22 protein-coding genes are annotated in these 21,295 nt (G+C 63.6%); 14 read left to right on the top strand and 8 right to left on the bottom strand.

Going from position 1 to position 21,295, the window contains the following annotated elements; all coding sequences use genetic code 11:
• Window position 1: 1 nt before the first annotated feature.
• The 8 genes from CFB35_RS18910 (at window position 2) to CFB35_RS18945 (ending at window position 6,853) form a co-directional block, all read left to right on the top strand.
• Window positions 2-256 carry a hypothetical protein gene (locus tag CFB35_RS18910; RefSeq protein ID WP_081066629.1) on the top strand — a complete coding sequence of 85 codons (255 nt, stop codon included), beginning with the start codon at window positions 2-4 and terminating at the stop codon, window positions 254-256.
• A gap of 364 nt (window positions 257-620) precedes the next feature.
• A complete protein-coding gene (locus tag CFB35_RS18915) occupies window positions 621-1,400 on the top strand; it encodes a hypothetical protein (RefSeq protein WP_226094221.1) in 780 nt (259 codons plus the stop codon).
• Between the two features lie 519 nt (window positions 1,401-1,919).
• Window positions 1,920-2,369 carry a hypothetical protein gene (locus tag CFB35_RS18925; RefSeq protein WP_059575244.1) on the top strand — a complete coding sequence of 150 codons (450 nt, stop codon included), beginning with the start codon at window positions 1,920-1,922 and terminating at the stop codon, window positions 2,367-2,369.
• 515 nt (window positions 2,370-2,884) lie between these two features.
• Entirely contained in the window at window positions 2,885-3,373 is a 489-nt protein-coding gene (locus tag CFB35_RS34475) for a hypothetical protein (protein WP_143328746.1), read from the top strand.
• Window positions 3,374-3,422: 49 nt separating this feature from the next.
• Window positions 3,423-3,710, top strand: coding sequence for an Imm49 family immunity protein (locus tag CFB35_RS18930; protein WP_179231764.1), 288 nt, complete (start codon window positions 3,423-3,425; stop codon window positions 3,708-3,710).
• A gap of 40 nt (window positions 3,711-3,750) precedes the next feature.
• Window positions 3,751-4,440, top strand: a complete 690-nt coding sequence (locus CFB35_RS18935) for an Imm5 family immunity protein (protein ID WP_143328747.1) — start codon at window positions 3,751-3,753, stop codon at window positions 4,438-4,440.
• Window positions 4,441-5,017: 577 nt separating this feature from the next.
• A complete protein-coding gene (locus CFB35_RS18940) occupies window positions 5,018-5,950 on the top strand; it encodes a hypothetical protein (protein WP_081066527.1) in 933 nt (310 codons plus the stop codon).
• Between the two features lie 90 nt (window positions 5,951-6,040).
• Entirely contained in the window at window positions 6,041-6,853 is an 813-nt protein-coding gene (locus tag CFB35_RS18945) for a hypothetical protein (protein WP_059575248.1), read from the top strand.
• A 127-nt stretch (window positions 6,854-6,980) separates the two neighbouring features.
• Here CFB35_RS18945 and argG read toward each other — a convergent pair whose 3' ends face one another.
• The 3 genes from argG to CFB35_RS18960 all read right to left on the bottom strand — a co-directional run bounded on the left by argG (window position 6,981) and on the right by CFB35_RS18960 (window position 11,433).
• Window positions 6,981-8,318: an argininosuccinate synthase gene (gene argG, locus CFB35_RS18950; protein WP_050018060.1), complete on the bottom strand. Its 1,338-nt coding sequence runs from the start codon at window positions 8,316-8,318 to the stop codon at window positions 6,981-6,983.
• Between the two features lie 329 nt (window positions 8,319-8,647).
• Window positions 8,648-9,718 carry an FUSC family protein gene (locus tag CFB35_RS18955; protein WP_059575250.1) on the bottom strand — a complete coding sequence of 357 codons (1,071 nt, stop codon included), beginning with the start codon at window positions 9,716-9,718 and terminating at the stop codon, window positions 8,648-8,650.
• 182 nt (window positions 9,719-9,900) lie between these two features.
• Window positions 9,901-11,433 (bottom strand): sensor domain-containing diguanylate cyclase, encoded by a 1,533-nt coding sequence (locus tag CFB35_RS18960; RefSeq protein ID WP_059575252.1) that lies wholly within the window; start codon window positions 11,431-11,433, stop codon window positions 9,901-9,903.
• Here CFB35_RS18960 and CFB35_RS35020 point away from each other — a divergent pair.
• The 5 genes from CFB35_RS35020 (at window position 11,372) to CFB35_RS18980 (ending at window position 16,204) form a co-directional block, all read left to right on the top strand.
• A complete protein-coding gene (locus tag CFB35_RS35020; protein WP_179231755.1) occupies window positions 11,372-11,614 on the top strand; it encodes a hypothetical protein in 243 nt (80 codons plus the stop codon). The genes CFB35_RS18960 and CFB35_RS35020 overlap by 62 nt on opposite strands.
• 405 nt (window positions 11,615-12,019) lie before the next feature.
• Window positions 12,020-13,555 (top strand): amino acid permease, encoded by a 1,536-nt coding sequence (locus tag CFB35_RS18965; RefSeq protein WP_059575253.1) that lies wholly within the window; start codon window positions 12,020-12,022, stop codon window positions 13,553-13,555.
• Between the two features lie 262 nt (window positions 13,556-13,817).
• Window positions 13,818-14,063 (top strand): DUF3717 domain-containing protein, encoded by a 246-nt coding sequence (locus tag CFB35_RS18970; RefSeq protein ID WP_059575255.1) that lies wholly within the window; start codon window positions 13,818-13,820, stop codon window positions 14,061-14,063.
• A gap of 265 nt (window positions 14,064-14,328) precedes the next feature.
• Complete coding sequence (locus CFB35_RS18975; protein WP_059575258.1) at window positions 14,329-15,246, top strand: LysR family transcriptional regulator; 918 nt, start codon at window positions 14,329-14,331, stop codon at window positions 15,244-15,246.
• A gap of 115 nt (window positions 15,247-15,361) precedes the next feature.
• On the top strand, window positions 15,362-16,204 hold the full coding sequence (locus CFB35_RS18980; protein ID WP_089465434.1) for an alpha/beta fold hydrolase: 843 nt from the start codon (window positions 15,362-15,364) through the stop codon (window positions 16,202-16,204).
• Between the two features lie 40 nt (window positions 16,205-16,244).
• On the opposite strand, the gene CFB35_RS18985 is transcribed toward CFB35_RS18980, so the two are convergent.
• Window positions 16,245-16,598: a hypothetical protein gene (locus CFB35_RS18985; protein WP_050018066.1), complete on the bottom strand. Its 354-nt coding sequence runs from the start codon at window positions 16,596-16,598 to the stop codon at window positions 16,245-16,247.
• A gap of 207 nt (window positions 16,599-16,805) precedes the next feature.
• Complete coding sequence (locus CFB35_RS18995; RefSeq protein WP_060967847.1) at window positions 16,806-17,426, bottom strand: TetR/AcrR family transcriptional regulator; 621 nt, start codon at window positions 17,424-17,426, stop codon at window positions 16,806-16,808.
• 102 nt (window positions 17,427-17,528) lie between these two features.
• Here CFB35_RS18995 and CFB35_RS19000 point away from each other — a divergent pair, with 102 nt between their 5' ends.
• Window positions 17,529-18,770 carry a glycosyltransferase gene (locus CFB35_RS19000; protein ID WP_059575264.1) on the top strand — a complete coding sequence of 414 codons (1,242 nt, stop codon included), beginning with the start codon at window positions 17,529-17,531 and terminating at the stop codon, window positions 18,768-18,770.
• 15 nt (window positions 18,771-18,785) lie between these two features.
• Here CFB35_RS19000 and hutC read toward each other — a convergent pair whose 3' ends face one another.
• The 3 genes from hutC to CFB35_RS19015 all read right to left on the bottom strand — a co-directional run bounded on the left by hutC (window position 18,786) and on the right by CFB35_RS19015 (window position 21,237).
• Window positions 18,786-19,481 carry a histidine utilization repressor gene (gene hutC, locus CFB35_RS19005; RefSeq protein ID WP_059575266.1) on the bottom strand — a complete coding sequence of 232 codons (696 nt, stop codon included), beginning with the start codon at window positions 19,479-19,481 and terminating at the stop codon, window positions 18,786-18,788.
• A 181-nt stretch (window positions 19,482-19,662) separates the two neighbouring features.
• Window positions 19,663-20,790: a porin gene (locus CFB35_RS19010; protein ID WP_059575268.1), complete on the bottom strand. Its 1,128-nt coding sequence runs from the start codon at window positions 20,788-20,790 to the stop codon at window positions 19,663-19,665.
• A gap of 132 nt (window positions 20,791-20,922) precedes the next feature.
• Window positions 20,923-21,237, bottom strand: coding sequence for a hypothetical protein (locus CFB35_RS19015; protein WP_081066526.1), 315 nt, complete (start codon window positions 21,235-21,237; stop codon window positions 20,923-20,925).
• Between the last annotated feature and the right edge of the window lie 58 nt (window positions 21,238-21,295).

Here is a 21,295-nt window from a genome sequence, read left to right on the forward strand (position 1 = left end):
CATGGAACTGTCGGAGCTGGTTGCAAGAATTGAATCCAAAGAGGAGTTGGCGGATTTTGTGGGCCAGCTGCTAAAGGATCTGGAGGAAAATAGAACCGAGTGGGAAAATCCAACGCTTGAGCGATTTCTTCTTGCAATGGAAAGTTGGATCAGATCTATGGATGGTTTTTACAAAAATACTAACCAAGAAGTTCCGGTAACTCCGAATTGGAGAACGTTGGGCGATATTCTCTATGCTGCGAAGATATACGAATGACGAAATAACGTAGCCTGATTGGGGGTCGGCGTCTCTCCGATATCAACCGATTATGCGAACTCGGCGGCGAGCCGAGTTCGCACTTTGTGGTGTTGAACGGCATTGTGTCGACGGCGGAACTTGGGCCATCCTCTTCACAGCAACCTATGATCACCGAAACCGTCATCATTTAACGTTTCGAAGTTCGCGTGGACCTGAACAATGTCGGCATCAACCACGCAAGATCGTCAACCCACCAGCACGAATTGCCGCTACGAAGCCCGTAAGGTCCGACAGGCTAAAGGAATTTTTTCATAATCGGCACCGCAGTGGAAACTTTGTTTAGGCATGTATGCTCTTTGATCCAGTTCGTACAAGAGAGGTGATGATTGAGGGAACTCTTCCCCGAGTTATGCGCACCGTTTGCCCGGACGGACAACCGATCGGAAATATTGCTGCGCATAACATGTCCGATGTGGTTCGGGCATGGCTGGTGGGGTTGGCTGAGGAGGCTACCCCAGTAATCTCTCGCTCGCTTAGTTGGATTGAAAAGGCAATCGCATCGGATGAGGACTTCGGGGTGAACAGAGATCTTCATCGAGTTACGTTGCATTGGGCGAAAGCGATCGCCGAGTGGATGGATACCGGCTGGAACAGTGCCGAGTGGGAGAACGCGAGAATCCTCGAAGAGGCCGCCTGGCGCAATGAAGCCCGCCCGTGGCCAATGAACGAGATCGTTCGAGAGTGCCTCGATGACTACATGGCGTTCGCCTATCAAACAGGCGACGATGCTACGCCGGACGGTATGGAGGGCTTCGAAAACGGTATCCAGATGTACGAACATTGGGTCAACGACAAGCCGCCCAGTCTTGCGAAGACGCTCAAGCCACGCGAGTACGCCTATGCCCTGTGTCTATATGGCTGCCGTCCAGAGATCGCTCACGCCAACGCTTACACGCCCGATGCTTTGTTCGAAGCGGGCCGACGTATGTTGAAGGCGAACCTCGAATCGCAATGGTTCGGTGCGGGGCAGTTCATACGCGGTGCGACATGGCTCAAGATCGTCTACGGGAATCGCGACCCATCGCTGACACCGTTGCAAACCGTCCTGAAGGCATACGATGACATGCCGAACGTAAAACGACCGCATTTTGTCACGGGCTAGTGAAGAACTCGGAACGAGGCGATAGCGACGAATAGCTCGTCCATCGCGCCTCGCCACGACGCTCGAATCATCATGTCCATCGGGTGCTATGGAGAATCAACATGAGCGATGCGCATTCGGCAACATTTGTCGAACGCATTATCGACAGCCGCGACATCGATTACATGACAAGCTACAGAAATTCGTAAATGCCGCCATAGCCTTCGCTGGTGAAGCGTCTCAATACGGGTTTTCGCTGCCTGTTGCGATGAGGGCTCTGAGCGGCCGCGCTGCGGCGTCGGTTGCATCGCAGAGTCCGCAGGAGACGGTGAACTGGGCAAAGGCGGCGGGATCGGCTGCTGCGTCGTCAGTGAAGGATGGAACTTGGAAGCAGTATCGCGGCTCTGGTCAAGACCATGGAAATATTGCACGCCCAAATGTCAAGGAAACTGGGATAAACAATGCTCCAGATGGGAGCCAGTTCATAGGAAAGCCCAAGGTGCGTGAGCCCCGATCAGATGAATTTCCAGGAGGAAGGTAATGTATAACGACAAGTCATTCGATTTCGCCTCATTTGTTGCTGCCAATCCGCCGGGTAGTGTTTCTGGGCTTGACTACGTGCATACTGTCTATAAGGCTCATGGGCTGGTGTACGACTTCGTCTTTCATTTTGCAAAATTATTCTTCCCGGATTCTAGGGTTTTTGGCGGTGGGGTATTTGTTTCTGAATTGTTCAGCGATGAAGAGTACGGGGATTTGTTGAGCAAAGGGAAGGCCATTCATGAGATTCAGTTCTGGATAAATCTGCTTGAAATAACCGGGATGTTCGATGACATTGATACCGACCAGGCTGCCGAACTCGCAAAATTGATCGTCGATGGCTGGAATGTGAAATTGCAGAGGGAGTTCGGTGATGTGTCGGTGCCGGCACGGGTTATGTGTGATGATGAAACTGGGGAGGTTTTTGTGACGATCGGATATCAAAAATAGACGGCGGGAAAGTGGTGATTTTCTGAGGGGCGATTGGGTTGCAATTTCCAAGCGGGAAATTGACTTTGCAGGTCTCCATGCTTAGGGGATTTGGCTGCAATCTGCTGTCCGCCTCTGCTTGCGCGGACAGCCGCTGCGGCATAAAGATCGGGGTAACCTAAGACGGTATTCCGAGTGACTGTCTGGAAAACCGGTTTTTACCAAATTTAGTTTGGCTCGCTACTTCGAGAGTTCTGCGGCTTCTCTTTATCTGAAGGAAAGCAATGTGTGGGTACTGTACTTCAGGGCGAGCCGATTACATTGACGAAGTATCCTTCTTGGAGCGGGTCGCACTACTTGGTGCGGTCTGCGAGTCGGCGAAGGAGTAACTTCTCCAGTTGCCGAGGAGAACGGTAACGAACGAGCTGTAGAGTTGCCCGAAGCAATGAGCAAATTTTCACGGCGGTTGCTGGTGTAAATAAGGCAACTGGAAACTTGGTGATTGTGCCTGTAAAAGTAAAGTGAAGGAGAGATTTGTGACGAAAATTCCAACTACCGAGGAAGCGGCTAATCGGTTGAATCATGTCTTGGAGAGGCGTGCGTTCGATGTTTCGAGTGGTGTGCTGGATAATTGTATTGCTAATATAGAAGGTGATTTGGGTGATCCGTCCGGATGTCTGCGTACGTTAATGAGTTATGCGGAGGCATCGGCAATTTCGGTATGGTATGAGACTGGCGATGTTGCAGCCTTTAAGCAATGGTTCTATGTCCGTGCAAAGCTGGAGTATATTCTCTCGCAGCCGAAATATAATGAGCCTATTGGCGCATTGGCATGTGAGTGCAGGGCGATTAATGGGATTTATTATTTGATTTCGGGTCATGAGGGATTGGTTGATTGGTATGCTGGAATTGATTCTGAATTCGACATCAAAAGAATAAATAATCATAATTTATTTGATTTTTGGACGGGGCAGTTTTTTGTTGCATTACGTGGGGATTGGGGTGTTTTGAGGGGGGCGCAGTGAACGGGTAATTTCAAATCCGCCAAAGGGCAGTAGGGAGAGGAAATTTTTAGTGGATCATAAATTTTATTTGGCACTCGCGGAAGGGGATATTAATGGGATGAAGGATGCAATTGATGAATTGGTTTCGCCGAAATCAATTTGCGAGCGTGCATCTCTGGATGGGGGTTTCTTTTTCAACTTAATTTGTGCTCCGGCGGTTATTTATAGCAAGCTTGTTTGGCGGAGTGGTTATGAGGTGGATGTTGATAGTGCATACGTGCCGATGGAATGGATTTCGGAAATTGGACCGAAGGCGTATTTCGATGAATTTGAGTTTATGTCGAGCTATATGATTTGAGTGGGTTTTGTTTTTGGTGGTGAGCTATCTAATTTTCAAGATGGATTTGAAACCCGGATCGTCTTTCGGCATTGTTGGCGCCGTTGGCCGCGGAGAATCAACACAAGTGATGCATATTCCACAACATTTGACAAACGCATTATCGACAGCCGCGACGTCGATTACAGCAGAGGGTGAACTCCCGGCCGCCACCCGAAAAGACCTTCTTCAGTTAATCGAAGCTCTATCGGTGACCGAACACGCCGATGCGGGGTACTTGCGCCGCGCGCGATTGGCTGTGATCTGTGCGAGAGAGGTGCTAGGCCGGCTGAGTCCGTATCCGAGCGTGTTGACGGCGGCCGAAGCGATCCTGGCGAGCGGCATCGACGCGTTATCGGGAAAATGCGATTTTCCCACCCTCGAAATAGCCAACGGCGAGTACCACACGAAGGTTATCGATCTTTTCCAACATGGCGAACCGGCCTTTGTCTCCGTTTATGCGGGCATGGCCGTTTTCTCGGCGATGAATACGATTTTGTACGACACGAACTTCGATGTAGTCGGCGAAAGCGAACAGAGCGTACCTCCGGACGATTGGGATGCCGGCTATTACGGAGCGCTCGCGGTATCGGGCAGTGCGATCTGGGAAGCCAAGGGAGGCGCCGAACGCCGTCGATCATACTGGCTCTGGTACTTGCAAAACGCTGCTCCCGTAGCCTGGGATGTTCTTGTGCCGCTGCGTCGCGACTGAAGTGTTTTCCCGATCGACAGATTGAATTCAAACGTGGGTTTGACTTCATCGCTCGAGCCAACGGCCGAGCAAGGGGCCTTACGGAGCCCCGGAACAAATCCCCTAGAAAATTCCCTCGATAAACCCCCCTAAAGAAATCCTCGCCGCCGCCGTTACCCTTCCTCGGTAGCTCAAAAAAAGTATTACCAGAGCTGTAGGACCAAACCACACGACCAGATAACCGAGGGGGCGCCCGGCCGGCGAGGCCGCGCGCATGACCAGAAGATGGGATGCACCGATTCGATGGGGCGCGCAGGCACCGGGGGCTCGCGCGCGCTGTGCCTTTGCCTTGCCGCGGCATGCCTGCTGCTGCATGCGGTTCTCACCGTTGCGTGCGCGTTCCCGCACGACCACACCTCCACGCTCGTATCCGTCGTGCCGAATATCCGGCAACCGACGAATCCCGCATTGCTCTTCCCCTACACATCACACCACGCACTCAACGTCACTCGAGGAGGCCCACACACCACACCCGAAAAGTAACCCGATTCGAATCTGAACCACTAAAAAAAACGCATCAAAAAAATCGAGGATTGAATTGAACAAGCATTCCCTTTGTCTGCTGACCGCAGCCGCGATCTCGGTATTCGTCGTCGCTGGTTGCGGCGGCGGCGACGGCTCGTCGAACGCAAGCAGCGGCACGCCCGCCAACACCGGCGGCGCCAACAACGCAGCCAGCGCACCGTCCGTCGCGTCCACGCCGCTCGCGGCTCCCCCGGCAAGCGCCCCCGTCGCATCGTCGCAGCCGGTGACGGTTGGCGAGGCGCTGCCTAGCCTGACGACCCCGCAAGACGGTTCGACGGCCGCAACGGCAACCGGCCCGGTCGGGATCTGGTCGGCATCCGGCAACCTCGGCTACTCGACCATCGCCCTGGTCGACCCGCACAACAACCTGAGCACGCTCAATCTGCTCGGATCGTTCGTGATGTCCGACGATTTCACGAATCTGACCGTCAACGGTTCGACGTGGTCGCTTGCCCCGGGTATCAACTTCGCAGGAACGAGCGGCATCGTCACGAAGATCGATTCGGGCTCGGGCGCATACAGCCCGAAGCAGACGTTGTCCGGCACGATCACCCGCAACGGTACGGCGTCGAATTTCACGTGGACCTACAACGCCGCGAACGCACTTGCCGTCACGCAGGACAGCGTGGTGGGCACGTGGGCGACGACCAACGCATCGTTCGCGATTGCATCGGGCGGTACGCTGACCGGCACGCTGAGCGGTTGCAACCTGAGCGGCACGTTGCTGCTTTCCACGCCCGGCTCGAGCCAGAACATGTACGACATGACGGTGACGGCCTCCGCATCGACGGGCTGCAAGCTGCCGGCCGGCGTTCCGCTGTCGGGCAATGCCGCGATCATGTTCGTGCCGATCACGGGAACCAACGGCTTCAAGCGCTCGATCCTCTACGTGCTGCGCGCGGCTGATTACAGCTTCATCGCGTACGGTCAGGTGATCAAACAGTAAACGCACGGTCGCACCGCACACGGCGCGTCGACGCGCCGCGTGCGGCGGCCCGATGAACACGTTCCGTCAACAACGAAAGCCACCCATCCAATGAAGAACTCTTCCAAAGCCACCCTGGTCGGTTGCGGCCTGCTCGTGACGCTGCTGTCCGCCTGCACCACGGTGCCGAACACGGACATGACGCCCGAGGCGCGTCAGAAGCTGCATTCGATCGCGATGCTCGACGTCATCGAGCCGAAGCGTGTCGCGGTCGTCAATTTCGGCGGCGCGGCGGCCGGGTTCGGGTTGATCGGCGCGCTCGCGCAAGGCGCCGTCAACGCAAGCCATACGAGCACGTACACGGACCACGTGGCCGCCGGCAAGATCCTCTTCGCACCGGACATCGCGGACGGCGTGGCGGGCCGCCTCACCGGCAACGGCTATCAGGTCGTGAAGCTGGACGGGCAGAAGGTGAAGCTTGCCGATGACGGCAAGTCGGACGACTACTCGGCGATCCAGACCGACGCGGATGCGATCATGAACGTGTGGTTCACGTCGTTCGGCTATATCTCGCCGCCTCAGCAGCTCGACTACATCCCGTGGGTCGTCATCCGCGCGCGCATTCTCGACGCGAAGACGAAGCAGGACCTCTATTACAAGACGTTCGCGTGCGGCTACGACGTCAAGGCGAACAGCGTCCACATCGACAGCGATTTCGCGTACACGTACGGCAGCTTCAGCGATCTCGAGAAGAATTTCGACAAGTCGGTGGAAGGGATCAAGTCGTGCGAGAAGTCGGTCGCGGACATGATCGGTCAGGATCTGGCGCGCACGCCGGCGTCGGCGCCGGCCAATGCCACCGCTTCCACGACGATGACGAGGCCCGCAGCCACTGCGACGGCCACGGTGTCGAAAAAACTTTGACGCGCCTGCAGGATCGTCGCGATACGCGTTCCGAATCCGGCAGTGCTTGAAGAAAAAGCGGGAAGGGAAGTACTGCACGCAGCCGGGCGGTTGTCACGCCGCCCGGCCGCTGGCGAAAGCGACTGGCTTACTTGTCGCTGTCGCCCTTGATCTGCGGCAGCGCCGACGCTTCACCCGGCGTCAGCAGCCCGACTTGCGAATACACGCGCAGTTTGTCGCGCGTATCGGTGATGTCGAGGTTGCGCATCGTCAGTTGGCCGATCCGGTCGCGCGGCGAGAACGTCGACGCCACCTTCTCCATCGACAGGCGTTCCGGCTGATACGTGAGGTTCGGCGACTTCGTGCTCAGGATCGAGTAGTCGTTGCCGCGGCGCAGTTCGATCTTCACTTCGCCGGTGATCGCGCGTGCGACCCAGCGTTGCGCGGTTTCGCGCAGCATGATCGCCTGCGGGTCGAACCAACGGCCCTGGTACAGCAGGCGGCCGAGGCGGCGGCCGTTCTCGCGGTACTGCTCGATCGTGTCTTCGTTGTGGATGCCGGTGACGAGACGCTCGTACGCGATGTACAGCAGCGCGAGGCCCGGGGCTTCGTAGATGCCGCGGCTCTTCGCCTCGATGATGCGGTTCTCGATCTGGTCGCTCATGCCGAGGCCGTGGCGGCCGCCGATGCGGTTCGCTTCCAGCAGCAGCTCGACCTGATCCTTGAACTCGACGCCGTTCAGCGCGACCGGCTGGCCGGCTTCGAAGCGCACCGTCACTTCCTCGGCGGCGATCTTCACGTCGTCGCGCCAGAACGCGACGCCCATGATCGGGTTCACGATCTTGATGCCGCTTTCGAGGCTTTCCAGATCCTTCGCTTCGTGCGTCGCGCCGAGCAGGTTCGAGTCGGTCGAATAGGCCTTCTCGGCCGACATCTTGTACGCGAAGCCGGCCTGGTTCATGAATTCGGACATTTCGGCGCGGCCGCCGAGCTCGTCGATGAACGTCTGGTCGAGCCACGGCTTGTAGATCTTCAGATCCGGGTTCACGAGCAGGCCGTAGCGGTAGAAGCGCTCGATGTCGTTGCCCTTGTACGTGCTGCCGTCGCCCCAGATGTTGACGCCGTCTTCCTTCATCGCGGCGACGAGCATCGTGCCCGTCACGGCGCGGCCGATCGGCGTCGTGTTGAAGTACGTGACGCCGGCCGTCGTGATGTGGAACGCGCCGCTTTGCAGCGCCGCGATGCCTTCGGCGACGAGCTGCGCGCGGCAGTCGATCAGGCGGGCGCCGGCTGCGCCGTATTCGATCGCGCGTTTCGGGATCGCGTCGTAATCGTCTTCGTCGGGCTGGCCGAGGTTCGCCGTGTATGCGTACGGGACGGCGCCCTTCAGTTTCATCCAGTGCAGCGCGGCGCTGGTGTCCAGGCCGCCGGAGAAGGCGATACCGACCTTCTGGCCGGTCGGGAGGCTTTCGAGAATCGTGCTCATAGGAATTACCGTGGATTGAAGCCGGTGGGATCGTATTTCGCGGAATATGCGAGTATCGGCTGTCCGGGAAGTTGGAGCAAGGGTTGATTTTGGTGCGGAACCGGCGTCGAGCCTGTCGCGGCGGGCCTGACGGGCGGTTAACCGGGTGGAGAACGCCGTGCTGGATGGCGTTGCATCGCCGCCGAAACACGCACGCCCGCGCCGGGGCGGCAGCGGGATTTCCGGGGCCGGATCGGGCGAGAGCCCCCGATCATCGCCGCCGGCGTGTCGTCGCGTCACACAGAAAGGCAAATGAAAGAAAGACGTGTGAACCCCGGATTCCCGGAACGTCAGATATTCCACGACCGCGCGGTATCGAGCAGCCGCTCGCGCAGCTGGTCCACTTCGCCGGCGAGCTTGGCGGTGATCGACACGTAGCCGGACAACTGCGGCGGCGGCGCGTCGTGCAGCGGCTCGACCGGCCGGCGGCGCGGGGCGAGCCGGCTCGGCGTGCCGAACTTGAGCGCGCGGCTCGCGCCGACCAGCGTGTCGCGGATGCGCCGGTTCAACGGCTTCATCTCGACGCGCATGTATTCGCGGGCCGCCGCGTCGTCGCGGGCCGGCAGCGCGCTCGACAGGATCTCCAGATAACCGATGCACAGGCGCAGGCTGCGCTGGATCGCCTCGAGCTGCGTCATCGACGTCTCGCATTCCTTCGACACCGACGGCATCAGCGAGCGCAACTGCACGAGCAGCGCGCTCAGCGCGGCCATTTCCTTCAGGTGCGCGTCGTCGCCGACCGGGCGGTCGCCCGCGAGCCGCGCATGCACGGCCGCGCACGCGCGCAGCGCGTCGGCGAGCTTGTAGCGCCACGAGTAGGTCGCATAGAGCGGCAGCGCGAACGAGAACGCCAGCGCGATCGCGATGCCGACCAGCACGTTCACCGCGCGCCACAGGCCGTCGACGATCTCGTTGTCGCCGTGCCCGGCGACGATCACCATCGTGATCGCCGACAGCAGCGCGATGTAGCCGGCCTTGCCGATCGCGTGATACGCGCAGACGCCGCACCCGACGGCCATCAGCAGGTAGATGACGAACGGCGCATGCAAAGCGGAATAGAGAAGGATCAGCGCGAGGCCCGCGAGCGCGCCGATCGACGTGCCGAGCGCGCGTTCGGCCGCCTTCTTGCGGATGTTGCCGTGGTGCTGCAGCCCGCCGACGACGATCAGCACGGTGATCGTCGACCATTCGCCGTGCGGTACGTTCAGCCCCGTGGACAGCGCGATCGACACCAGAATCGCGAGCGCGACGCGCGCCGCATGGATCAGCTTCGCGTGGCGGTAGCGGCGGTACGGATCGAGCAGCGGGCGAAGCGCGTGGCGCACGAGCGGCGGCAATCGGGTCGGGAGCGGGGCGGTCATGACGGAGCAGGAGTGGCCGGAACGCGCACGGCGGGCCGCGCGGGCCGGCGCCGCGCCGCATGCGCAGCAGACGTAACGCTAGCCGAACGCGCGCGGGCTGTCCACGGCGCGGCCGCGGGGCCGGGCGGCAGGCGGCCGCGTCACGTCACGCGGCAGCCAGCATCACGGCGCATCACGTCGCGTCAAGCATCGGCCGCGCTCGACTGCGCGTCCAGCACGCGGTTGCGGCCGCCGGACTTCGCGCGGTACAGCGCTTCGTCGGCGCGCCGCAGCAGCGTCGCGGCGTTCATCCGGCCGTCGGCGGCGGTGGCCGTGCCGATGCTGGCCGTGACGCGCCCGTACGGGCTCTTCACGTGTTCGATCTCGAGCCCCGCGATCGTACGCCGGATGCTTTCGGCGACGGTCGCCGCGCCTTGCGCGTCGGTGTCGGGGAGCGTGACGACGAATTCCTCGCCGCCGTAGCGCGCGACGTGATCGCTGTCGCGGCGCAGGCAGCGCGACAGCGATTGCGCGACCTGGCGCAGCACGTCGTCGCCGGCCGGGTGGCCGTAGTAGTCGTTGAACGCCTTGAAGTGATCGACGTCGACGAACAGCACGGACAACGGGCGCCCGCTGCGCGACGCGCGCTGGGCCTCCTTCGCGAGCACCGCGTCGAACGTGCCGCGGTTGTCGAGGCCCGTCAGCGAATCGGTGTGCGCGAGCCGGTACAGCTTGGATTCGGCGTCCTGCCGGCGCTTCAGCTCGCGCGACAGCGCGAGCGAGCCCCACGCGATGAACGCCGTGAACAGGCTCATCAGCACGACGGTCCAGACCGCGCGGTGGCGCCATGACGCGTAGATGTCGATTTCGGCGGGCGCGACGTCGACGATCAGCGGCAGCCCGGCGAGATGCTTGTAAACATAGACGCGCCGCACGCCGTCGATGGCGCCGACGCCCGTCAGCTCGCCGGCGCGTCCGCGCTGCGCGTCGACGAACAGCGGCGAGTCGTGCAGGTCGAGGCCGACCACCCGCGTGTCGTACGGCAGGCGCGACACGAGCGTGCCGTTGTCCTCGACGATCGCCGCGCTGCCGTGCCGGCCGACCGCGATGCCGTCGAGCAGCGCGCGGAAGTAGTCGATGCTGAGCGTGCCGACGACGATCCCGCCGAACGTGCCGTCGGGCCGGTTGATCCGGCGGCTCAGCGCGATCGTCAGTGCGCCGCCGCGCAGCCGCGACGCGTACGGCCGGCTGATGTAGAGGCCGGGGGCAAGCCGGTCGCGGTGCACGGCGAAATAGTCGCGGTCGGCGAAATTGCCTTGCCGCGCGGGCGACGCGCTGGAGTCGATCGCGATATTGCCGTGCGCATCCATCACGAAAATCGAGCCGAGATAGGCGCCGGTCGCCGCGCGGTCGAACAGCAGCCGGTGGCGCTGGCGCGGCGGCAATGTCATCAGTTCCGGATCGGCCACGCCGTCGACGACGTTTTGCAGCGACAAATCGTAGAGTTCGATATTGCGCGCGATGTCGCGTTCGATCAGCAGCATCAGGTTGCGCGCATTTTCGACCGCATGGTCATACGCGTCGCGTCGCGCCTCGATTAATAGCGACGTGGAAAGTCCCCAACTGAACATCAGCAGGACGATGCCCGCCACGAGTACGCCGCGGGGCGACAGAATGCGTGCCACGATCGACGCGGTTTGGCGGCGCAGCGTGGCGGGCAGCGGGAATGACTTCATCCTCGGGGGCTGGGGGCGGCGGCTGTTCGCATCGTTGGCGGTTCCGCGCGCGGATTATTTCGAATTAAACGTCATTATCCCGCGAATTCCCGAATTTCGCGCGTACATGCAAAACATGCATGTAGACAGCGTGACGCGCGATGGTTACGCATCATTACCGCATGGCGTACGGGCAACTTGATTTGAATCAATTAACAGTGTCGGTCTTTTTGTCTGATTAATCGCATAATCATCAGTCGATTTTGCCTATTGCAGCGGTATTTGGCGGATCGGGACAGGATTACCTGCCGACCGCGACAAATGAAAATCGAATGACCCGGTCGCAATCGTGGTTTTTGCAACGTATGAGGAAATCGCGGCGGCCGACGCGGCCAACCCGTTGATTCCGCGAAATCTCCGGCGCGGCAGCGGGCGCGCCGACCTCGGCTGTCCCCCTGTCGAATCAGGTAGAATCCGCGCTTCGCCGCAGGCGCCCGCCGCGCAACGCGTATCGGGGCCGCATCGAATGCATCGCAGGACGCGCGCCGCGCTCCGATTCCGCATGCGCCGGCTACGGATGCCGGCTCGCTCAACGTTCGTCTCGTTTATGTCCGCAATTCCGAATTCCGACCCACCCGGTTCGCCCGCGAACCCACCCAAGCTTCATCGCGCGCTGAAGGCGCGCCACCTGACGATGATCGCCATCGGCGGCTCGATCGGCACGGGCCTGTTCGTCGCGTCCGGCGCGTCGATCTCGCAGGCCGGCCCCGGCGGCGCGATGGTCGCGTACATGCTGATCGGCCTGATGGTCTACTTCCTGATGACGAGCCTCGGCGAGATGGCCGCGTTCATGCCGGTGTCGGGCTCGTTCGCGACCTACGGCGCGAAATACGTCGACGAAGGCTTCGGCTTCGCGCTCGGCTGGAACTACTGGTACAACTGGGCGGTGACGATCGCGGTGGAGCTCGTCGCCGCGCAGCTCGTGATGCACTACTGGTTTCCGGACGTGCCGGGCGTGTGGTGGAGCGCGGCGTTCCTCGCCGTGATGTTCCTGCTCAACGCGCTCACAGTGCGCGGTTTCGGCGAGGCCGAATACTGGTTCGCGCTGATCAAGGTCGTCACCGTGGTCGCGTTCATCGGCGTCGGCCTGTTGATGATCTTCGGCATTCTGAAGGGCGCACCGGCCAACGGCTGGGGCAACCTGACGATCGGCGACGCACCGTTCGCGGGCGGCCTGCCGGCGCTGATGGGCGTCGCGATGATCGCGGGCTTCTCTTTCCAGGGCACCGAGCTGATCGGCGTCGCGGCCGGCGAATCGGAGCACCCGCGCACGACGATTCCGCGTGCGGTGCGCCAGGTGTTCTGGCGCATCCTGCTGTTCTACGTGTTCGCGATCTTCGTGATCGGCGTGCTGATTCCGTATACCGACCCGAACCTGCTGAAGACGGACGTGACCGACATCGGCGTGAGCCCGTTCACGCTCGTGTTCCGCCACGCGGGCCTGGCCTTCGCGGCCGGCGTGATGAACGCGGTGATCCTCACGGCCGTGCTGTCGGCCGGCAATTCGGGCATGTATGCATCCACGCGGATGCTGTACAACCTCGCCACCGAAGGCCGCGCGCCGAAGGTATTCGCGAAGCTGTCGCCGGGCGGCGTGCCGCGCAACGCGCTGTACGCGACCACCGCCGTCGGCGCGCTGTGCTTCTTCACGTCGCTGTACGGCGACAAGACCGTGTACCTGTGGCTGCTGAACACGTCGGGGATGACGGGCTTCATCGCGTGGCTCGGCATCGCCATCAGCCATTACCGGTTCCGCAAGGGTTACGTGAAGCAGGGTTACGCGCTCGATCAACTGCCGTACCAGTCGAAGTGGTTCCCGTTCGGCCCGCTGTTCGCGTTCGTGCTGTGCCTCGTGATCGCGCTCGGCCAGGACTATCAGGCGTTCCTCGCGAACCGGATCGACTGGGCCGGCGTGGCCGCCACCTATGTCGGCATTCCGCTGTTCATCGTCGTGTGGCTCGGCTTCCGGTTCCTGAAGAAGAGCCGGTTCGTGCGCTACGAGGACATGGAGATCGCGCCGTGGGTCGCCGCGAATCGCGGCGCGCAGCGGCCGCCGGTGGCGAACCGCGAAACCGCGGGCTGACGCCGGCACGGCAGGCGGCCGCGCGACGGGACGAAACGGGAAGCCGCGCGCTTCCCGTTTTTTTTGCCCGGCTTTTGCCTGCACGGGGTCAAAGCCGGTTATATTGCCCGACCCTACCGGGCCACGGCCCGGCCGGCGCGACAGGCGCGGCGCGGATCGGCATCCGGCGCGCGCCGCGTGCGGCGGCCGGCGAGTGGCCCGGCGTTTTCATCGTTCCATCCGGGCCGGCACGGCCCGCGGAGCGCGCAACTTAGAGGAATCCATGAGCGCATCACCCGCCGAGCGGAAGGCCGGACCCGTTTCCATCGTGCGAATCGAAGCCGCGATCAACGCGTGGCGCGAAGTCTACCCGCCGGCGCCGAACGGCGAAGACGGCTACGCGCTCGACGCGGGCAGCAACTGCCTCGCCGAGCTGTACGGCAAGATGATCTGCTACCAGTTGCCGGACGTGCCGCTCGACTCGTTGAGCCACGAGCAGCGCGACGCGCTGTACGCGACCGAGGTGTGATGCGCGGTCGCGCCGCCGCGGCCGCCGCGGCGATGAAACGACGGGAAGCTTGCGGGCTTCCCGTTTTGCTTGGGGCAGCCCCGGGACGTCGCCGCGGGCACGACGCTGCTTGCGCCGGGATCGGCGCCGGCTGAGGTATCGTGACGGGATCGGGAAGCAGGCGATCGAGGACGCCGGTACGGATGGCCGGCGACGGTGACCGGTGCGGGCACTGTCCGTGCGGTGCCGAAGGAGCGTCCGGCGCCTGTCCCGGGAGGATTCGAACATGGAGTTGAGACACCTCCGCTACTTCGTCGCGGTGGCCGAAGAGCGGAATTTCACACGGGCGGCGGAACGGCTGCATATCGCGCAGCCGCCGCTGAGCCGGCAGATCCAGCAACTCGAGGAAGCGCTCGGCGTGCCGCTGTTCGAGCGCAACGCGCGGCCGCTGAAGCTGACCGACGCGGGGCGCTTCTTCTATTCGCACGCGGTGCAGTTGCTCGCGCAGACGACCGAGCTCGAATCGATGACGAAGCGGGTCGGCAAGATCGAGCGCAGCATGTCGGTCGGTTTCGTCGGCTCGACGCTGTACGGGATGCTGCCGAAGATCATCCGGCGCTTTCGCAGCGAATATCCGGCCGTCGAGCTGAGCCTGCACGAGATGTCGACGATGGATCAGATCAAGGCGCTGAAGGACGGGCGTATCGACGTCGGGTTCGGCCGCATCCGCCACGAGGACCCGAGCGTGCGGCGCGTCGTGCTGCGCGAGGAGCGGATGATCGTCGCGCTGCCGGTCGGTCACGTGCTCGACAGCGCGAAGCCCGTGCTGTCGCTGCACGATCTCGTGAACGACACGCTGATCATCTTTCCGAAGGCGCCGCGTCCGAGCTACGCGGACCAGGTGCTCGCGGCCTTCCACGATCGCGCGCTGCAACCGCGCCGGATCTACGAGACGCGCGAATTGCAGATCGCGCTCGGCCTCGTCGCGATGGGCGAGGGCGTGTCCGTCGTGCCGCATAGCGTGTACGGGCTGAAGCGCGACGACATCAGCTACAAGCCGCTCGACGATCCGAACCTCGTATCGCCCATCATCATGAGCATGCGCATGCTCGACGAATCGGAGGACATCCGCGCGATGCAGGCGCTGATCTACCGGCTGTACGACGAAGCCCAGATGGAGTATCTGCCGCCGCAGCCCGAATGAGTGCGGAGGCAAAAGAGGCTTGGGCTTGCTTGACGCCGCGCGCGCCGGCAGGCCACCATGTTCCGATTCGATGCGGCCGCCGACCGGCGGCCGCTTTCATGCAGACGACCGACACATGACCGATATCGTGACCGAGGAGATGACCGTCGAGACGCCGCAAGGGCGTCTCTTTGCGAAACGCTGGCGTGCGGAGCCGGCGCACCACGCGGCCGCGCCTGAGCCGGCCGCGCCTAAGCCGGCCGCGCCTAAGCCGGCCGCGCCGATCGTGCTGCTGCACGATTCACTCGGCTGCGTCGACCTGTGGCGCGACTTTCCCGCGCAGCTTGCACGCGCCACGCAACGCGACGTGATCGCATACGACCGCCTCGGTTTCGGCCGTTCGGATCGTCATCCGGGCCAGCTCGGCACGACATTCGTGCGCGACGAGGCCGATCATGCGTTCGTCGCGGTACTGGAACAGCTCGGCGTCGATGCGTTCGTCGCGTTCGGGCACAGCGTCGGCGGCGGGATGGCGGTCGGCTGTGCGGCCGCGCATCCGGCGCGTTGCCGCGCCCTCGTGACGGTCGCCGCGCAGGCGTTCGTCGAGGATCGCACGCTGGCCGGCATTCGCGACGCGGGGCGGCAGTTCGACGAGCCGGGGCAGCTTGACCGGCTCGCGCGCTATCACGGCGACAAGGCCGAATGGGTGCTGCGCGCGTGGGTCGACACGTGGCTGTCGCCGGCGTTCCGCGACTGGAATCTCGACGGCGACCTGCCGCACGTGCAGTGCGCGACGCTCGCGATTCACGGCGAGGACGACGAATACGGGTCCGACGTGCATCCGAAGCGGATCGCCGCGCGCGTCGCGGGGCCGTCGTCGTTTCTGTTGCTCGCCCGCTGCGGGCACATGCCGCACCGCGAGCGAACGGACGACGTGCTGGCCGCCGTCGCGACGTTGCTGCGCGACGCGAGCGCCTGAGCGCGCTCGCCATCGTCGGCGGGCGTCCGCCCGCCGGCCGTCAGAACGAAAGCTGGATCGCGAGATCGATCGCCAGCAACGCGATCGACAGACCGATGCCGAGAATCACGTTCGGCAACCGGTGCTCGAAATCGCGATGATCCTTGCGCATCGCGGCGCCGAGCAGGAAGATCGCCTCGACGACGATCTGCAGTCCGACGAACAGCAGCATCAGCAGATACTCGTAGCCCATCTGCTTGAACGCGACGAATTGCATCCCGTGATCGCGGATCCACTGGCCGACGCGCAGCAGTTCGTAGACGAACAACAACGCAGGGAACAGGTAACTGATGAAGTAGGTCGGCGCGGTGGCGTGCCGTAGTTCGAGGTGGAAGTGCTGATGCGTGGTAGCCATCACAACCCTCCTTGCAACGCATGATTGCGGTCGCGACGGCGGCGCGATTGCGTGCGAACCAGGGGATTGCCCGAGGCACAGTGCGCAGCCGTACGTCATCAGCATACTGCTGCGCGCGGAATTTGGCATGCAATGCGTGTGTTCGTTGTAACAGTGTGTATGCGCCGCGCGACGCGTTGGCCGCGTCCCGCTGCCGGTCGTGCTGCGTCACCGTTTCGCTTCCGCGCCTTCGATGAACAACTTCGCGACCGCCTGAAACTCCCGTTTCAGCGACAGTCCCGGCACGGTCAGCCAGCGCAGCATCGCCGCGAGATACAGGTGATGGAACCAGGTTGCGAGCTGGTCGGCCCGCAGCGTGCGGTTCAGTTCGCCGGCCTGCTGACCGGCTGCGATCAGTTGCCGCCACACCGGCGCGATATCGCCGCCGTTCTCTCCCGCACGCTCCGGTTCGGCCGCGCCGATGCCGAGGAAGCGATGCCGCAGGTACGCGAGCAGGTACGCCGGATGTTGCTCGCACCAGGCGGCCGACGCGTCGAGCACGCAGCCGATGCGCGACGCAAAGGTCTTGCGCCGCGCGACGTCGTGCTGCAGATGCGCGAGATCGCGCGCGAGTTCGCCTTCGAGCCAGTGCGCGAGCACGGCTTCCTTCGTCGGAAAGTGGTTGTACAGCGTGCGCTTCGCGACATCGGCCTCGGCGGCGATCTGCTCCATCGTGACGGCTTCGTAGCCGTGCGCGTCGAACAGGCGCGCGGCGGTGGCGGCAAGATGCGCGAGCATCTGAATGCGTTTGCGCGCGCGGCGGCCCGGATCGTCGGTCGGAATCGTCATGGCAGGGGTTGACTGAAAGTGTACGGATTGCATTAGTATACGACGTGCACGTTTTTTGAATCCAACCTTTTCGGCTTTTCCGCCGTGTACGAGGCGCCCCGCATGAAACTCGTCATCGCCACCTACGGCACCGAAGGCGACACGCGTCCGCTCGCGGCGCTCGGCCGCGCGCTGATGGACGCCGGCCACGACGTCCGCCTGCTGGCCGATGCCGCGACGCTCGGGTCGGCCGACGCACTCGGCGTGCCGTCGGCGCCGCTGTCCGGCGACATCCGTCGCGCGATTGCGCCGGAAGGCGTGTTGGCCGATGCGGTGCGCGGGCGCGGCGGCTTCCACGATACGTCGAAGGCGCTTGCCGCGATCGCGAATGCGAACACGGCCGCGTGGATGCGCGAAGTCGCGGACGCGTCGGCCGGGCGCGACGCGCTTCTCGTGTCGGGGCTTGCATCGTTCGTCGGGTTGTCGGTCGCCGAATATCGCGGCATACCTGCGATCGGCACGGGCATGATCCCGATCACGCCGACCGCCGAATTCGCGTCTCCGTTCCTGCCGCCGGGGAAGTTGCCGCGCGGGCTGAATCGCGCGAGCCATCGGCTCGTGAACGCGTTGCTGTGGCAGGCGTTCAGGAAGTCGACGAATGCCGCGCGCGCCGGCGTATGCGGATTGCCGCCGCGCAAGCGCGTGTGGACCGATCATCCGATGCTGTATGGCGTGTCGCCGGCGCTGTTGTCCGGCCCGGCCGACTGGCCGGCCAACGTGCACGCATGCGGCCAGTGGCGAATCGATGCGCATGCATGGGCGCCGCCGCCCGACTTGTCGGCGTTTCTCGACGCGGGCGAGCCGCCCGTGTACATCGGGTTCGGCAGCATGGCCGGCTTCGATCGTGCGGCGCTGGCCGCCGCGCTGACGCATGCACTGGCCGGCCGGCGCGCGCTGTTTTATCCGGGCTGGAGCGGCATCGATGCGTCGCTGCTGCCCGCGCACATCCGCGTGATCGACGACACGCCGCACGACTGGCTGTTCCCGCGCGTCGCGATGGCGGTGCATCACGGCGGGTCGGGCACCACGCATTCGGCGGCGCGGGCCGGCATTCCGTCGGTGGTCGTGCCGTTCGCGGGCGATCAGTTCTTCTGGGCGAACCGGCTGCAGCGGCTCGGTGTCGCCGATGCGCCGATCGCCGGCAGGCGCATGGACGCTGCCGCGCTGGCGCGGGCGATCGCGTTTGCCGAGCGCGGCGACACGAAGGCGCGTGCGACGGAACTCGGTGCGCGCCTCGCGCGGGAGGATGGCTTGAAGCTGGCCGTCAGCGCGATCGGACGATGGGCGCAACCACGCGCGAGGTGAGCGCGCGCATCGGCATCAGAAATGCCCGGTGAACCGGTAACGGCTGCCAGGGTGCCACAGATTGGCGACCGACGCGACCATCCCTTGCGACCACGTGCGCCGGTGCAGCAGCAGGCACGGCTCGCGATCGTCCATCGTCAGGTGGTGGCGCGTTTCGGCGTCGGGCATCGCGGCCTCGATCCGGTATTCGACACGCTGCAGCGGCGCGACGCGCGTCAGGTACTGGTTCGGCGTCGTCGTCGTGAAGTCCTGCAACGCGTATTCGGGTGCGCAGGCCGGATTGACCCAGCGTTCCTCGAGTTGTACGGGCGTGTCGTTCTCGAAATGCAGCACGCGCGAATGGAAGATCGGGCTGCCGGCGTCGAGCCGCAGTTCGTCGGCGAGCTTCGCGTCGGCGACGGCCGCGCCGACCTGCAGCACCTGCGCGCGATAGCCGTGGCCGCGCGCGGCGACTTCGTCGGAGATGCTGCGGATCGCGACGAGCGTGGATTCGTATTTCGGCGACGCCACGTAAGTGCCCGAGCCGCGCGTGCGCGTGAGCACCTGTTCGGCGGTCAGTTCGCGCAGCGCGCGGTTGACGGTCATCCGCGCGACGTTGAATTCGCGCGCGAGCTCGTTCTCCGACGGCACCTGGTCGCCTTCCGCCCATTCGCCGGCATGAATGCGCGCGAGGATGAAGTCCTTGATTTCCTGATAGATCGGTGTGGTCATGGGATCACGATTCAGAGTCGGCGGCGGGCCGCCGCCGAATGCCGATCCGGCGCGCGCCCGGCGCCGAGTGTACCGGTTTCGCGGGCGCGCCGGCCCGGATTCCCCGAATGATCCCTGTTCGGCCGGCGCGCGTCCATGCGGGATTGCACAGAGCGGCGGGCCCGCGGCGGCTCGCGCGCGATCAGAACCGATGCCGGATGCCGACCGTTGCGACCACTTGCGTGCGCGTCGACGAAGCCGCGAGCCCCGTGACGTTCGCGAACCCGAGCGTCGCGCCCGACGGCACGCCGAACGCGTGCTGGTACACGGTTTCCGCGTACACGTCGGTGCGCTTGCTCAGCGCGTAGTCGGCCATCAGCGTCGCCTGGTGCCACTTCGGCCGGTGGCTGCCGGTTGCGTCGTCGTAGCGGCCGTCGGTGAACGTATAGGCGAGCGCGAACGAGACCGCCGGCGTCAGCGCGTAGCGCGCGTTGACCTCGTAGTTGTCGAAGCGCAGCGCGTTCAGCGCGCCGGGCAGCGACGACGCGGCCGTCTCGTCGAACATCGAGTGCGTCCACAACGCGCCGATCGTCAGCCGGGCGAACGCATAGCTGCCGCCGGCGCCCATCACGCGCTGCCGGACGGCCGGGAAGTTCGGCGCGTCGTTCGTCGACAGTGCGCCGCCGGCCGTCAGGCCGCCGCGATTGAGCTGCAGGTACGCGGCGCCGAGGCTGACCGGCCCGTTCGCGTACGACACGCCCGCGCTGTATGCGCGGTTGCTCGCGAAGCCGCCGGCCGCGTTGCTGAACCCGTACAGGCCGCCGAACTGCCAGCCGGCGAGCGTCGGGCTCGTGTATTTCACCGCGTTGTCGATGTAGAACGAATCGTCGATGTTGTCGTTGTCGAACGGATGCGACGCGAGGTTGTTGCCGTCGCCGTTGTTCGCCATCGCGAGCGGGCCGAGATAGTCGACCACGGCGTCGTATTGACGGCCGAGCGTCAGCGCGCCGTACCGGTCGCTCTGCAGCCCGACGTACGCGCGGCGGCCGAACGTCGTATTTCGATAGGACTGCGTGCCGTTGTTCAGATTGAAGCCGCTTTCGAGGCGGAACAGCGCGTGCAGGCCGCCGCCGAGATCCTCGTTGCCGCTCAGCCCGAAGACCGTATTCGACAGCAGCCCGCTGCCTTGCTGCCACGTACTTTTGCCAGACTGGTTGTTCGTATAGGCGATACCGGCATCCAGCATCCCGTAGAGCGTGACGCTGCTTTGCGCGTGCGCGGCGGCGCTGAAGAGTGCAAGCGAGAGAGTTCCGACAACTGCTTTTTTCATTGCATGTATTTCCTGGAAAGGCCCGTTGCGACGGGAACGGCGATCCGTCACGCGTGCCCGCGCGGGCACACGTGTGCGAATCGATGAAAGCGGGAGCGCGTGACACGTGTCACGCGCGGCGGCGAATGCCGGCTAGTGCTGCAACAGGCGGATCGTGCCGAACTCGGCGGCCGGCAGCACGCGCAGGATCGACAGGATCGCGGGCGACGCCTGCGAGCGCGCGACTTCGAGCTCGATGCACGCGCGCCCGGTGCGGCTGTCGAGCGAGGCCGCGTAGCAGTTGAGCGCGGCGCCGACGGCCTGATGCAACTGGCGCCGCACGAGCGCAAGGTCGTCCGATTCGACGCGGATCGACAGCAGCACGAGCGGGTCCGCGGCACAACGACGCCGCGAACGGGCGAGCGGCAGACCGCGTGAAGCAGCGCATTCGGTTCTGGTCGATTTCATGTGTTCATCCCCGGGTCGCATCGTGCTCCGCACTGCAGAGATCGCATATCGGACATGG

Source organism: Burkholderia sp. AU16482 (genome assembly GCF_002223285.1).
GTDB classification, from domain to species: Bacteria; Pseudomonadota; Gammaproteobacteria; order Burkholderiales; family Burkholderiaceae; genus Burkholderia; species Burkholderia semiarida.